This is a genomic window from Mycobacterium sp. E3298, from assembly GCF_001666895.1.
Lineage (GTDB): Bacteria > Actinomycetota > Actinomycetes > Mycobacteriales > Mycobacteriaceae > Mycobacterium.
Map to the genome: position 1 here is coordinate 1 of NZ_LZJB01000538.1, position 13,060 is coordinate 13,060.

Consider the following 13,060-nt stretch of genomic DNA (forward strand, 5'->3'; position numbering starts at 1 on the left):
GCCCGCGACGATGAGCCGCCGCGGCGCCCTGGCGCTCGTGGGCGGCGGTGCGGCGTTCATGGCGGTCATCACCGCGGGGCAGACGTTGGGTGGGTTCACCCGGCCCGCGGCCCTGCTGCTTCCGCGCGGCCGCACCCGCGGGGATGGTCCCGGCGACTTCGAGGTCAACCGGACCGCGGTGGTGGCCGGCATTTCCGCCGAAGACACGGGCGAGCGCTGGCGGCTCACCTTGAGCGGCGGCCCGCACGCCGTCGTCCTGGACCGCTCCGCCCTCCTGGCCATGCCGCAGCGCACCGCCACGCTGCCGATCGCCTGCGTGGAAGGCTGGTCCACCACCCAAACGTGGACCGGTGTGCGCCTGGCGGACCTGGCCCGGCTCGCCGGCGTACCGGCTCCCGACTCGGCGTACGTCTCGTCGTTGGAGCGCGGGGGCGCGTTCGGCCGCGCGACGCTGCAGGGGAGCCAGGTGCTGCACCCCGATGCGTTGCTGGCCCTGCGCGTCAACGGCACCGACCTGTCCCCGGACCATGGGTTCCCGGCGCGCATCATCGTGCCCGCGTTGCCCGGCGTACACAACACCAAATGGGTGGAATCCATTGCCTTCAGGGCCGGCCCAAATGCATAGCGCCCGAGCAGCTTTCACGAGGCTCTACGGGTCCGGCCCCTGGCATCTGTTAATCCTGATCGCCGGGTTCGCCCTCTTGGGCTACGTGGTGACCACCAGCAAACCGGTCACGCTGTGGAACACGCACGTGTGGTGGCAGTCGATCATCGTGTGGTTCGCCGCGGCCATCGTCGCCCACGACCTGGTGTTGTTCCCGATCTACGCGTTGCTCGACCGGCTGCTGTCGCGCTCCGTCGTCCGGCTGCCGCCGCGGCCGGTGCCCGTGATCAATCACATCCGGGTGCCCGCGCTCGGTGCGGGGCTGACGCTGCTGGTGTTCCTGCCCGGCATCATCAAGCAGGGCGCCGCCACGTATTCGGCCGCGACCGGCCAGACGCAGGATCCCTTTCTTGGCCGCTGGCTGCTGCTGACCTCGGCGATGTTCGGCGTCAGCGCCGCGATCTACGCGGTCCGCACGGCGACGGCGCATCGAGGCGCCGAGGCGGCACCCGACCTACATGTTGGCGATGATTTGTAGGCGCTGGGCGCTGTATTCGGTGTCGGTGATGGCGCCCCTGGCGTGCAGGTCCTCGAGTTGTTTGAGGCGGTCGTACAGCGGTGGCTCGGGCCGCGCGACCGCGGCCGGGTGAGCAGCGTGGACGCCCCCGGTGTGCGGCATCGAGCCGCCCTTGGTGGTCCAACCCGCGCCGAGATCGATCAGCCGCAGCGCGAACAGCACGCCCGCGCCGGTGATCGGCAGGCCGAGGTAGATCATCCACCCCAACGGCACGCCGGCCCGGCTCAGCGCGAAATAGCGCGTCAGCAGGACCAGCGCGAGCATCCCGCCGGCCAGCAGCACGACGACCTTGCTTTTCATCCGCCATGAACCTCCGTGTCGATCGCTGCGGGGCGCAGCGGTGGTGCGGCAAGTGCAACCCGGCGGGGCCGCTACCGATCCCAAGGGCGCTAAGCGCATTCACCGTCCACGGCGGCGCTGGAAGGATTCTTGGTGACTTCTTGGAGTGTTCTTTGAAACCCGCGCGTGTTCTGCGCGTGCGGCGGCGACTAACTACTCTGGTGAGCATGGGAAACGGGCGGACCGGGACGGCGAAGGCGTTATGCGCCTGCCTGGCCGCACTTGTCTTGCTGCCATTCGACGCCACCCCGATGGCGGCCATCACAAAAACCGTTGCGCCGTCTCCATCCTCGTCGATCGACCACAGTGCCCTCGGACCGCCCAGCTCGCCCTGCTTTATCGGCCTCAACTGCGGATGTGTTCAGCACTGCCAATCGCCGCCACGCCCACGCCCGCCGGCCGTGGCCGGCGATCCACAGCACGCCCCGCCCGCCTCCACGCCGCCAAATCCCTAGTCCGACCGCCTGAAAGCACACTGGAGAGATCGTGAAGATTCGACAAGCCCAGCCCGTGGCCGCGGTTGGCGGTGTCTTCGCAGCGCTCGTCCTGGCGTTCGGTTGGTCGGACGCCGACACGGTCACCCGGGCCGCGAACCCCACGTCTTCGTCCAACGTGACGCCGGCGCCCCCGCCCGCCCCGGGCGGCGCCCTGCCGGTGCAACCCGCCGGCGGGGGTGGCTGCATCATCGGCCTCAACTGCGGTTGCACGCGCAACTGCCACAAGCCGCGGCCCCGTCCTCCGGGCCCCGTCAGCGACCCGCAACACGACGCGCCCGCACCGGCCCCGGAGAACCCCTAGCGGGCAGTACCCGGCGAGGCCGCCGGCCGCTTTCCTATCATCGGCTGATGGAGATCGAGTCCTCGCCGGCGTTCAGTGCCGAGGACTCGGCCCGGTTTCATGCTTGCGGCTTCTGGTCGGACACGACGTTGTCGGACGCGGTACGCCGCAACGCCGAACGGTCGCCGGACCGCCTTGCCTATGTCGACCATGCCGGGACAGTGCTGAGCTGGCGCCAATTCGACGATGCCGCAAGCGCTCTGGCCGAGAGACTGGCCGGCGCGGGGATCGAGCCCGGCGACCGCGCGGCGGTGTGGCACGGCGACTCCGCGGCCCTGCACGCGCTGTTCGTCGCGATCGAGCGGTGCGGGGCGGTCGTCGTCGGCGTCGGCGCGCGCGCCGGAGCCCGTGAAGTCACGGCGATACTGCGCAGCGCCCAGCCGAAAATCCTGATCAGCGACCAACTGCGTGGGGCGACCGCGGCGCACGTCGCCGGGGAGCTTGCGCTCCCCACCCTGACGCTGGACTCGCCCGCCGGCTCGCCGCGACTCGACGTTCGGGCGGCGCGGAAGGCGCTTGCCCCCGAATCCCGACTCGGGCCCGACGATGTATTCCTCATCAACTCGACATCCGGCACCACCGGGCTGCCCAAGTGCGTGGTGCACACACAGAATCGCTGGCACTACTTCCACCAGAAGGCCGTCGCCAACGGGCTGCTGACGTCGGAGGACGTTTTCCTGCCGGTCATCCCGACACCGTTCGGATTCGGGTTATGGACCAGCCACACCACGCCGATCTATCTCGGCGCCACCGCCGTCATCCTGGACCGCTTCAGCACGCGGGCGACCTGCGAGGCGATAGCCCAACACCGGGCCACCGTATTGTGCTGTGTCAGTACGCAATTGACCATGCTGATGGCGGATCCCGCGACCCGCGACCACGACCTGAGCTCGCTGCGGGTCGTGTTCACCGGCGGTGAGGCGCTGCCCTACCGGCCGGCGGCCGAGTTCGAGGAACTCACCGGCGCGACGATCCTGCAGTTCTACGGCTCCAACGAAACCGGGATGCTGAGCGCCACCACGGTCAACGACACACGCGAACGCCGGCTGCGCACGGGCGGGCGGATCGTGCCGGAAATGGCGGTCCGGCTCTTCGACGGGGACCGCGACGTGACCGCGACCGGCAAGGGCCAGCCGGCCTGCCGCGGCCCGGCGACCAGCCTCGGCTACCTCGGCGGAACCGATCACGACAAGCTGTTCACCCGAGACGGCTGGATGCGCATGGGGGACATCTGCGAGATCGACGCGGACGGATACCTGACCGTCACCGGGCGAACTTCCGACTTCATCCTGCGCGGCGGAAAGAACATCAGCGCAACGCAGGTCGAGGATGCCGCCACCACCCACCCTGCCATCGCGGTGGCGGCCGCGGTCGCGATGCCCGACCCGGTGTTCGGCGAAAAGGTATGCCTCTACGCCGAACTCGTCGGCTCGGCCACGATCGAACTGGCCGAGCTGGTCGAACACCTGCTGGCGCTGGGGGTGTCCAAGGAGTTGTTGCCCGAACGGCTCATCGTGGTCGACGAGCTTCCGCGCTCGTCGGGCGGCAAGGTTGCCAAAGGCCGGCTGCGCGAGGATATTCGAGCCAGAACGGAGGCCGAACATGAATGCTCCTGACGCGCGCCGGGGCGGCCTGGAGGTATGGGCGCCGTCGGTGGTCCCCCCGATCGGGGTCGACTTGTCCGACGAGCAGGCGCTCGCGGTCGCCTTCCGCCACCTGGCCGGCATCGGGTTCGCCGAGAACATGGCCGGACACATCACCTGGCAACTTGACGGCCGGACGGAGATGCTGGTCAATCCGTGGGGGCTGTGGTGGCAGGAGATCACGGCGTCCGACATCTGCGTGGTCGACGCCGACGCCCGGGTGCTGCGCGGCCGGTGGGACGTCACCCCGGCGATCCACATCCACACCGAGCTGCACCGCGTCCGCGACGACGCCCGGGTGGTCATTCATAACCATCCCTACTACGTCTGCGTGCTCGCCGCGTTGGGCCGGTTGCCCGAATTGGTGCACCAGACCGGTTCGCTCTTCCTCGATGACCTCTGCCTCGTCGAAACCTATGACGGCGAGGTCGACAACCCCGCCCGTGCGGCCGAGCTCGCGGCCCGGATCGGGTCCGCGAACCTGACCATCCTGGCCAACCACGGCGTCATCGCGACCGGGCGCAACCTGCCCGAAGCCGTCTACCGCGCGGCGTCCATCGAACGGGTCTGCAAGCTGGCCTACGACGTGCTGCTCACGGGCAAGGAGCCGGTGGCCATGAAGTGGTCCGACATGGCAGGCATGCAGCGGTCTCTCGTCGAGCGCGCCGCCGACGTGTACTGGGCGGGCGCGGCGCGGATGACCATCAAGGCCGACCCCGACGTGCTCACGTGAACCCCGTCGTCGCGCGTGCGTCCACGGCGGCGACACGTCGACAGGCGTCGCCCGCGTCGCACACCGAAGCCGGCGACACACGCTCGATTACGCCTCCACGCAAGGAGATTGACCAGTGAAATCGATCGACGAGCTGGCCGGCAACCTCAACTTCACGACGGCGAAGACCGGCGAGCAACGCTCGGTCACCTTCTTGCCCGATCCGCCCCGCGCGCCTCGGCGCTACACCGTGATCTCCGTCGACGATCACATCGTCGAGCCGCCGGATACCTTCGCCGGGCGGCTGCCGCGCAAATTCGCCGACCGGGCGCCCAAAGTCGTCGAGACCGACAGCGGCGGACAGACCTGGGTCTACGACGGTCGGGAGCTGCCCAACGTCGGATTCAACGCCGTCGTCGGCCGTCCGGTGGCCGAGTATGGCTTCGAGCCGGTCCGGTTCGACGAAATGCGCAGGGGCGCCTGGGATATCCACGAGCGTGTCAAGGACATGGACCTCAACGGCATCTACGCCTCGCTCAACTTCCCATCTTTCCTGCCCGGATTCGCCGGCCAGCGCCTGCAGCAGGTGACGAGTGACCGCGACCTGGCGCTGGCCTCGGTGCGCGCGTGGAACGACTGGCACCTCGAGGTGTGGGCGGGCTCGTATCCCGAGCGCATCATTCCCTGCCAATTGCCGTGGCTGCTCGACCCCGAACTCGGCGCGCGGATGATCTACGAGAACGCCGAGCGTGGGTTCCACGCCGTCACGTTCAGCGAAAACCCGGCGATGCTGGGGCTGCCCAGCATCCATTCCAAACACTGGGACCCGATCATGGCGGCGTGCGCCGAAACGGGCACCGTGGTGAACCTGCACATCGGCTCGTCGGGCTCCTCACCCTCCACGACCGACGACGCGCCTCCGGACGTGCAGGGCGTGTTGTTCTTCGCCTATGCCATCTCCGCGGCGGTCGACTGGCTGTATTCCGGGCTGCCCAGCAGATTCCCCAACCTGAAGATCTGTTTGTCGGAAGGCGGCATCGGGTGGGTGGCGGGCCTGCTGGATCGCCTCGACCACATGCTCAGCTATCACGCGATGTACGGCACCTGGGCGGCGCTGGGCGAAAGCCTCACGCCCGCAGAGGTGTTCACTCGCAACTTCTGGTTCTGCGCCGTGGAGGACAAGTCCTCGTTCGTCCAGCGCGACCGGATCGGCGTGGACAACATCATGCTGGAGGCCGACTACCCGCATTGCGACTCCACCTGGCCCCACACCCAAGAGACGATCCACGAGCAAATCGGCGACCTGCCCGCGGACGTGATCCGGAAGTTCAGCTGGGAGAACGCCTCTCGCCTTTATCGCCACCCGGTGCCGGAAGACGTGCAGCGGAATCCCGACGCGTTCTAGCGGGCGCCGCTCTCGCCGTAACGGCCCTTCCATAATCGGCTTCTGCTCCGTACGCTACGTTCAGTATGTACTAAACGTAGCGGGAGGGTCATGTCGCCGGAAGAGGCCGAGTTCGTCGACCGCCTCGGGCTGTTCTTCGAACTGCTCGGCGCCACCCGGACCATGGGCCGGCTGTATGGATGGTTGATGATCTGTCATCCGCCGCAACAGTCACTGACTCAGCTGGCCGACGCGTTATCGGTGAGCAAGGCCTCCATCAGCACCGTCGCCCGCCAGCTCCTGGAGGGTGGCATGGTGGAGCGGTTGCCCAGCCCGGACCGCCAACACCTGTATCGGGTCACGCCGGGCGGGTTCACCAGCGTTCTTAAAACCCAGCTCTCGCTCATGCGGCTGGGCATCGAGCCCGCCGAGTTCGCCCTTTCCGTGCTGCACGAGGACCGCGCCGAACAGCGGCAGCGTGTCGAGGATTTCCGCGACTTCTGCGAGTTCTGCACCAACGCCTACCGCGATCAGCTCATGCAGATGTGGACCGAATATCGGGCGGCAAGGAGAAAGCCATGAACCCGACCGACAAGGTCGACTTCACATCCGTACCGTGGGGTTCGGTGGAATGGACGAACCTCGTCACCCTCTATCTGCGGGCTCACGAAAGCCGTTCGAACCGGCCCATTCTGGGCGACAAAGCGGCGGCGGCAGCCGTGGAGCGGATCGACTACGACTTCAAGCGAATCCATCGGAGCTCGCTGCCGGCGTCGAACCAGTACCTGGTCGCCCTGCGCGCCAAGCGGCTCGACGACTGGTGCGCGGAATTCCTGCGGCGCCACCCCGACGCGGTGGTGCTGCACCTGGGTTGCGGGCTCGACGGCCGCGCCTTCCGGCTCACCGTGCCGCCGTCGGCCTCGTGGTTCGACGTCGACCAGCCCGGTGTCATCGAGCTGCGGCGACGGCTCTATCAGGACACCGAGCGGTACCGGATGATCGGCTCGTCGGTGACCGATCCGGGGTGGCTGGACCAGGTTCCGATCGATCGCCCCACGCTGGTCATCGCCGAGGGCCTGCTGATGTACCTGACCGAACAGCAGGTCCGCGACTTATTGCAGCGTCTGACCGGCCGATTCCAAAGCGGCGAAATGCATTTCGACACGCTCTCGGCGCTGGCGCCGTTGCTGTCGAAGCTGTTCACCCGCGGGATCATCAAGTGGGGCATCCGCGATGCGCGGGAGCTGGAGAACTGGAATCCTCGGCTGCGCCTGCTCGAACAGGTCCCGGCGCTGGCAGGTTACCAACAGATCGAATCGGCGCCGGTTCGGTTCGTGTACAAACTCACCTGTGCGACTCCCGGCGGCCGGTATGACGTGCTGAACCGCTTCGAATACTCATAGGTCGGAAGCCAGCCGCCGAAGAATCTCGGCGGTGGGTTCGGCGGTGGCATTCCGGTACCCGGTGCCCGCCCACAGGTGCACGTAGCCGGGCTTGCCCGCCGCGGCCGCGGCCTTGCGGAGCGGGCTGGTCAGGTAGTGGATGGCCGGGTAGCCCAGCGGCGCCTGCGCCTCGTGGGCATCGATGAACGCGTTGCGCAGCCCGCGGGCGGGGCGGCCGGTGAAGGCGCGCGTGAGCACCGTCTCGGCGTACGCGGGATCGGTCAGGGCCGCCTGATGCGTGGCCGATGCGCCGCTTTCGTCCGCGCGCAGCAGAACCGTCCCGACGGCGGCCGCCGCGGCGCCCGCACGGATCACCTCGGCCACCGCGGCGGGGCTGGCGAGCCCGCCGGCGGCCATTACCGGCAGCGGCACGGCCGCGACGATGCGCTCGACCAGTTCGGCGATCGGCACCGGCCGCAGCGGCTCCCGCGGCGAGAGTGTGCCCGAGTGACCGCCCGCGGCCGCCCCCTGCACGGCGAGCATGTCGACCCCGGCGTCGCGTGCCGCCACCGCCTCGTCGGGTGTGGTCACCGTCTGCACCACGACGCTGCCCGCCTTGCGCAGCGCCGCGATCACCGCCCGCGGCGGGATGCCGAAGGTGAACGACACCATGGGAACCGGGTCGTCGAGCAGCAGCGCGACCTTTTCGTCGAACTTGTCGCTGTCCTCGATCGGCTCCGGGGGCAGCGTCAACCCGAAGTGATCCGCGTCGCGCTGGACGATCGCGGCGTAGGCGCGGTAGCGCGCGGGGTCAACCGGCAGCGGATTGGGTGCAAACAGGTTGATACCGAACGAGATTCCCTCGGCGCGAACCTGCTTGACCTCGGCCTCCACGGCTTCCACGGTCTTGTACCCGGCCGCGAGCATGCCCAGGCCGCCCGCGCGGGTCGCGGCCGAGACCATTGCGGGGGTGGTCGGGCCGCCAGCCATCGGGGCGGCGACCAGCGGGATGGACATTTCGAAACCTGCCAGCATGTCGGAGCCCTTTCGGTGTAACCGTGCGCCGAACGCGGACAGCGCAGCCCTGACAATAACGACGCCCCGTCGCGGCGGCATTCCACCCGGGCAGATGACCTGGCAGGATGCTTCACCGTGAAGAGGCCCAACTTCCTCGTGATCGTGGCGGACGACCTCGGGTTTTCCGATATCGGCGCGTTCGGCGGCGAAATCGAGACGCCGAACCTCGATCGGTTGGCCCACGCGGGGATCCGGCTCACCGACTTCCACTCGGCGCCGGCGTGCTCACCCACCCGGGCGATGCTGCTGACGGGCACGGACCACCACATCGCCGGCATCGGCACCATGCTGGAGGTCGCCGGCCCCGGGTTTCGCGGGGCGCCCGGCTACGAGGGCTACCTGAACGACCGGGTGGTGGCGTTGCCGGAACTACTGCGCGACGCGGGATACCTGACGCTGATGTCGGGCAAGTGGCACCTGGGCGCCACGATCGACAGGTCGCCCTGGGCGCGCGGTTTCGAGCGCTCGTTCGCGCTGCTGCCGGCCGGGGCCAGCCATTTCGGCGGCGGCGGCGCCCGCAGCTTCTCGCCGGTGCCAACGCTTTACACCGAGGACGACCAGTTCGTCACCGTGGGGGATGACTTCTACTCGTCGGACTTCTACACCGACAAGCTGCTGCAGTATTTCGGCGAACGCGCCCCCGGCGACGACCGGCCGTTCTTCGCGTACCTGCCCTTCCAGGCGCCGCATTGGCCGCTGCAGGCCCCGGACGAATCCATCGCGAAGTACCGCGGCCGCTACGACGCCGGACCCGACGCGCTGCGCGAAGAGCGACTGGCCGCACTCAAGCGGCTGGGCCTGTGTCCGCCGGACATCGAGGCGCACCCGGTCGTTGCCGACGGCGCTCCCGAGTGGGCCGACATGACCGATGAACAGCGCGCGGTGTCGGCTCGCAGCATGGAGGTCTACGCCGCGATGGTCGACCGGATGGACTGGAATATCGGCCGGGTGCTCGATTACCTTGCGGAGCGCGGCGAACTGGACGACACCGTCGTTATCTTCCTGTCCGACAACGGCGCCGAGGGAGCGATCGTCGAGGCGATGCCGTTGGTCGGGGCCCGAATCGTCGCACAGATCGAAAAGCATTGCGACAATAGCCTGGACAACCTGGGCCGGCCCTCCTCGTTCATCTGGTACGGGCCGCGCTGGGCGCAGGCCGCCACCGCGCCGTCGCGGTTGCACAAGGCGTTCACCACCGAAGGCGGGATCCGCGTGGTGGGTTTCGTGACCTGGCCGGGGTTTGAACGGCAGCGCGAGATCGGTACGGCGTTCAGCACCGTCATGGACATCGCCCCGACCGTGCTCGAACTGGCGGGCGCGGCGCACCCCGGCACGTCCTACCGCGGGCGCGAGGTGGCGCCGATGCGCGGCCGCTCCCTGGTGGGGTACCTGTCCGGGGGTGCGGAGGCCGTTCATGACGCCGAGACGGGCACGGGCTGGGAACTGTTCGGCCGCAGGGCGATCCGCCAGGGAGACTGGAAGGCGTTGCATCTGCCGGCACCGTATGGCCCGGGCGGCTGGCAGCTCTATGACCTCGCGGCGGACCCCGGCGAAATTCACGACCTGGCCGGCTCGCACCCCCACAAGCTGGCCGAGCTGCTGGCGCTGTGGGATCGCTACGTCGAGGAAACCGGGGTAATCCTCGACCCCGTCTCGGTGTTCGACCTCGAGTTCTAAGGGCGCTGATGGCTGAGACGACGACCTGCGCAATCATCGGTGGCGGCCCGGCCGGCATGGTCCTGGGACTGCTACTGGCGCGGGCGGGCGTGCAGGTCACCCTGATGGAGAAGCACGGCGACTTCCTGCGCGACTTTCGCGGCGACACGGTCCACCCGACCACTATGCGGCTGCTCGACGAGCTGGGTTTGTGGGAACCCTTCGCGGCCTTGCCTTTCACCGAGGTCCGCACCGCGAAACTCGAATCCAACGGGCGCTCGGTGACCTACGTCGACTTCGAGCGGCTGCGCCAGCCCCATCCCTTCGTCGCGATGGTGCCACAGTGGGACCTGCTCAACCTGCTGGCCGACGCGGCTCAGGCGGAGCCCGGCTTCTCGCTGCGGATGAACACCGAAGTCACCGGGCTGCTATGGGACGCCGGCCGGGTCGCCGGAGTGCGCTACCGCGGCCCCGACGGCCCGGGCGAACTGCGGGCCGAGCTGACGGTGGCGTGTGACGGCCGCTGGTCGATCGCCCGGGAGCAGGCCGGACTGAAGGCGCGCGAGTTCCCGGTGAAGTTCGACGTCTGGTGGTTCCGCTTGCCTCATAAGGAAGACGTGGAGTACTCCTTCCTCCCTCGACTGGGTCCGGGCAAGGGCCTTGCCGTGATTCCGCGGGAGCGCTACTTCCAGATCGCCTACCTCGGGCCCAAGGGCACCGACGCCCAATTGCGGGCGCGCGGCATAGACGCGTTTCGTCGCGACGTCGAAGAGCTGCTGCCCGACATGCCCGAGTCGGTGGCGGCGCTGCAATCGATGGACGACGTGAAACATCTCGACGTGCACGTGAACCGGCTGCGTCGCTGGCACACCAAGGGGCTGCTGTGCATCGGCGATGCGGCGCACGCGATGTCGCCGTTGGGCGGCGTCGGCATCAACCTGGCGATCCAGGACGCCGTCGCAGCCGCGACCATTCTCGCGGAACCGCTTCGACGGCACCGCGTCGGCGACCGCGAACTCGCCGCGGTGCACCGCCGGCGCGTCTTCCCCACGGTGGTGACGCAACTCGTGCAGCAGGTGCTGCACCGAGCGTTGCTCGGGCCGTTGCTGCGCGGGGCCGACCCGACCCCGCCGGCGGCATTCCTCGGCCTTATGCAACGGCTGCCGTGGCTGTCGATCGTGCCGGCCTACTTCGTCGGTGTGGGTGTCTTGCCCGAGCACGCCCCGGCGTTCGCCCGTCGCGGGAACGGCTGAGTCGACGCAGGTCCGGGCCCGTGTGGACGCGGGGGCGTTTGCTACGTCGCGGGCGCGGGTAAACTGGTAGGGACAATTTGGGGGTCGTGAGATCGGTCCATCCCCGCACACCGCGGACGTTTCCTACGGGAACACCACGGGACCGAGAGGAGGCCAGAGAAGTGAACGTCAAGAAATTCGCAGGTAAGGCCGCGGTCGTCGGCGCGTTGAGCGCGGCGGCGCTGGGACTTGGTACGGGTATGGCGCAGGCGCACCCGGGACCGTGGCCCCCGCCCGTTCCGCCGGGTCCGCACGTCGTGGACAACGGTCATTGGAACCCGCTGCCGCCGGGGCAGGTCAAGCAGATTTGCCCGTGGCAGTCGCCACCCGGGCAGTGGATTGGCGGGCCGCACGGGGTTCCCTGCACGTAATTCGACCCGGCCACCGCAGCAGCTCTCGAACCACTGGTTCGAGAGCTGCTTTTTTCGCTGAATTCCTCAGCTTCGAGTGCGTCCTAAAGCCTGCGTAGAACCAGGCGTCGTTCTTGGGTGTCCAGTATGGACTCAAGCCCATCTGGTGCGCTGGGCACGGAATTCTTGCGTTGGTTAGTCAGGCGACTTGCGGGTTGCTGCGGATCCAGTCCGCGAGGCTGAGTTGATATACCCGGGAGAGGTGCCATACTTTTTGGTATGGAAACTGCGGTGAACCCATCGCTGCTGAGCCCGTTCTGGGAGACTGACCTTGAAACTCGCCTCAAGCACTTCGATACGTTGCGTGCCCGCAGTGGGGGTGTCGAGTTCATTCCGCAGCAGGATGGGCGTGGCTTTTGGTCGGTGACGTCCTATGCCGGGGTGCGTACGGTGACCCGGGACCCCAAGAGGTTCACGAGCACCCTTGGTTTCTCCTTGGACGACATGCCTCCGGATCTGCTCGAGATCCTTGGCTCGATCATCGTGATGGACGATCCCAAGCATCAGCAGTATCGGCGCCTCGCACAGGTGGCGTTCTCACCCCGATCAATTCGCCGCATGACCGATTACGTCGGCAGGCTGGCCGACGCCATCGTCGAAGAGATCCGGGAGCGTCGTACGTTTGACTTCGTCGAGACTGTGGCGGCAAGCCTTCCGTTCCAAGTCATCGCGGACCTGCTGGGAATCCCGGTCGGCGACCGCACGCGCTTGCGTGAACTCATTGACCTGATCCTGGGCGTCAACGACGGCCACGTCAGCGACATCGATACCAGTTTGCAGGCGGTCAGCGAGTTCTTCGAGTACACCATCGACCTTGGAAGGCAGCGACGCCGGTATCCTGGCGATGACATCACCTCCGCTTTGATGCAGGCCGAGGTCAACGGGAAACGGCTCACCGCAGCGGAATTCGGGTCTTTCGTGATCCTGCTCGCCGCGGCAGGAAACGACACCACGCGGACTGCACTGGCGTGGGCGATGCACCTGCTGAGCGAGCATGCCGACGAACGCGTCGCCCTGGCGGGCGATTTCGACGGACTTCACGGCAACGCCATCGAGGAGGTGCTCCGTTGGTCATCGCCCGTGCTGCACATGCGGCGGACTGCGACGACGGACACAGTCCTCGGCGACGTCCAGATCGCTGCCGGAG

14 protein-coding genes are annotated in these 13,060 nt (G+C 67.9%); 12 read left to right on the forward strand and 2 right to left on the reverse strand.

The genetic code is table 11. The features are described 5' to 3' along the window. Both A9X05_RS24745 and A9X05_RS24750 read left to right on the forward strand, forming a co-directional pair. Positions 1-625 (forward strand): molybdopterin-dependent oxidoreductase (locus A9X05_RS24745; RefSeq protein ID WP_156736959.1); only part of this gene is annotated, 625 nt, incomplete at its 5' end. Continuing rightward, on the forward strand, positions 618-1,142 hold the full coding sequence (locus tag A9X05_RS24750) for a hypothetical protein (protein WP_067784642.1): 525 nt from the start codon (positions 618-620) through the stop codon (positions 1,140-1,142). The genes A9X05_RS24745 and A9X05_RS24750, both read left to right, overlap by 8 nt. Here the strand turns inward: A9X05_RS24750 and A9X05_RS24755 are convergent. Next, entirely contained in the window at positions 1,119-1,481 is a 363-nt protein-coding gene (locus tag A9X05_RS24755) for an SHOCT domain-containing protein (RefSeq protein ID WP_067784647.1), read from the reverse strand. The two genes, A9X05_RS24750 and A9X05_RS24755, sit on opposite strands and share 24 nt — an antisense overlap. Positions 1,482-2,006: 525 nt before the next feature. Here A9X05_RS24755 and A9X05_RS24760 point away from each other — a divergent pair. From A9X05_RS24760 to A9X05_RS24785, 6 genes are all read left to right on the forward strand, one after another. Next, a complete protein-coding gene (locus A9X05_RS24760; protein ID WP_156669964.1) occupies positions 2,007-2,318 on the forward strand; it encodes a hypothetical protein in 312 nt (103 codons plus the stop codon). A gap of 47 nt (positions 2,319-2,365) precedes the next feature. Further along, positions 2,366-3,973: a class I adenylate-forming enzyme family protein gene (locus A9X05_RS24765; RefSeq protein WP_067784650.1), complete on the forward strand. Its 1,608-nt coding sequence runs from the start codon at positions 2,366-2,368 to the stop codon at positions 3,971-3,973. Continuing rightward, entirely contained in the window at positions 3,960-4,733 is a 774-nt protein-coding gene (locus tag A9X05_RS24770) for a class II aldolase/adducin family protein (protein WP_067784653.1), read from the forward strand. The genes A9X05_RS24765 and A9X05_RS24770 overlap by 14 nt, the downstream gene beginning before the upstream one ends. Before the next feature lie 115 nt (positions 4,734-4,848). Beyond that, on the forward strand, positions 4,849-6,117 hold the full coding sequence (locus A9X05_RS24775; RefSeq protein ID WP_067750168.1) for an amidohydrolase family protein: 1,269 nt from the start codon (positions 4,849-4,851) through the stop codon (positions 6,115-6,117). A 90-nt stretch (positions 6,118-6,207) separates the two neighbouring features. After that, positions 6,208-6,678 (forward strand): GbsR/MarR family transcriptional regulator, encoded by a 471-nt coding sequence (locus A9X05_RS24780; protein ID WP_067784657.1) that lies wholly within the window; start codon positions 6,208-6,210, stop codon positions 6,676-6,678. Continuing rightward, a complete protein-coding gene (locus A9X05_RS24785; protein ID WP_067784660.1) occupies positions 6,675-7,499 on the forward strand; it encodes a class I SAM-dependent methyltransferase in 825 nt (274 codons plus the stop codon). Before A9X05_RS24780 ends, A9X05_RS24785 begins: the two co-directional genes overlap by 4 nt. Here the strand turns inward: A9X05_RS24785 and A9X05_RS24790 are convergent. After that, entirely contained in the window at positions 7,494-8,513 is a 1,020-nt protein-coding gene (locus A9X05_RS24790; RefSeq protein WP_067784663.1) for a nitronate monooxygenase family protein, read from the reverse strand. The genes A9X05_RS24785 and A9X05_RS24790 overlap by 6 nt on opposite strands. A 117-nt stretch (positions 8,514-8,630) precedes the next feature. Between A9X05_RS24790 and A9X05_RS24795 the strand changes: the two genes are divergently transcribed. The 4 genes from A9X05_RS24795 to A9X05_RS24805 all read left to right on the forward strand — a co-directional run. Next, positions 8,631-10,232 (forward strand): arylsulfatase, encoded by a 1,602-nt coding sequence (locus tag A9X05_RS24795; protein WP_067784667.1) that lies wholly within the window; start codon positions 8,631-8,633, stop codon positions 10,230-10,232. Positions 10,233-10,240: 8 nt separating this feature from the next. Next, positions 10,241-11,464 carry an FAD-dependent oxidoreductase gene (locus A9X05_RS24800; protein ID WP_067750178.1) on the forward strand — a complete coding sequence of 408 codons (1,224 nt, stop codon included), beginning with the start codon at positions 10,241-10,243 and terminating at the stop codon, positions 11,462-11,464. Positions 11,465-11,625: 161 nt separating this feature from the next. Continuing rightward, positions 11,626-11,874, forward strand: coding sequence for a hypothetical protein (locus tag A9X05_RS30125; protein WP_082950357.1), 249 nt, complete (start codon positions 11,626-11,628; stop codon positions 11,872-11,874). Positions 11,875-12,132: 258 nt separating this feature from the next. After that, positions 12,133-13,060, forward strand: a 928-nt coding sequence (locus A9X05_RS24805) for a cytochrome P450 (protein ID WP_067784670.1), incomplete at its 3' end; no start/stop codon positions are given.

Excerpts from the sequence above, each read along its gene's own strand:
- A9X05_RS24750 (WP_067784642.1), top strand. The coding sequence starts at position 618 with ATGCATAGCGCCCGAGCAGCTTTCACGAGGCTCTACGGGTCCGGCCCC.
- A9X05_RS24755 (WP_067784647.1), bottom strand. The coding sequence starts at position 1,481 with ATGAAAAGCAAGGTCGTCGTGCTGCTGGCCGGCGGGATGCTCGCGCTG.
- A9X05_RS24765 (WP_067784650.1), top strand. The coding sequence starts at position 2,366 with ATGGAGATCGAGTCCTCGCCGGCGTTCAGTGCCGAGGACTCGGCCCGG.
- A9X05_RS24770 (WP_067784653.1), top strand. The coding sequence starts at position 3,960 with ATGAATGCTCCTGACGCGCGCCGGGGCGGCCTGGAGGTATGGGCGCCG.
- A9X05_RS24780 (WP_067784657.1), top strand. The coding sequence starts at position 6,208 with ATGTCGCCGGAAGAGGCCGAGTTCGTCGACCGCCTCGGGCTGTTCTTC.
- A9X05_RS24785 (WP_067784660.1), top strand. The coding sequence starts at position 6,675 with ATGAACCCGACCGACAAGGTCGACTTCACATCCGTACCGTGGGGTTCG.
- A9X05_RS24790 (WP_067784663.1), bottom strand. The coding sequence starts at position 8,513 with ATGCTGGCAGGTTTCGAAATGTCCATCCCGCTGGTCGCCGCCCCGATG.
- A9X05_RS24800 (WP_067750178.1), top strand. The coding sequence starts at position 10,241 with ATGGCTGAGACGACGACCTGCGCAATCATCGGTGGCGGCCCGGCCGGC.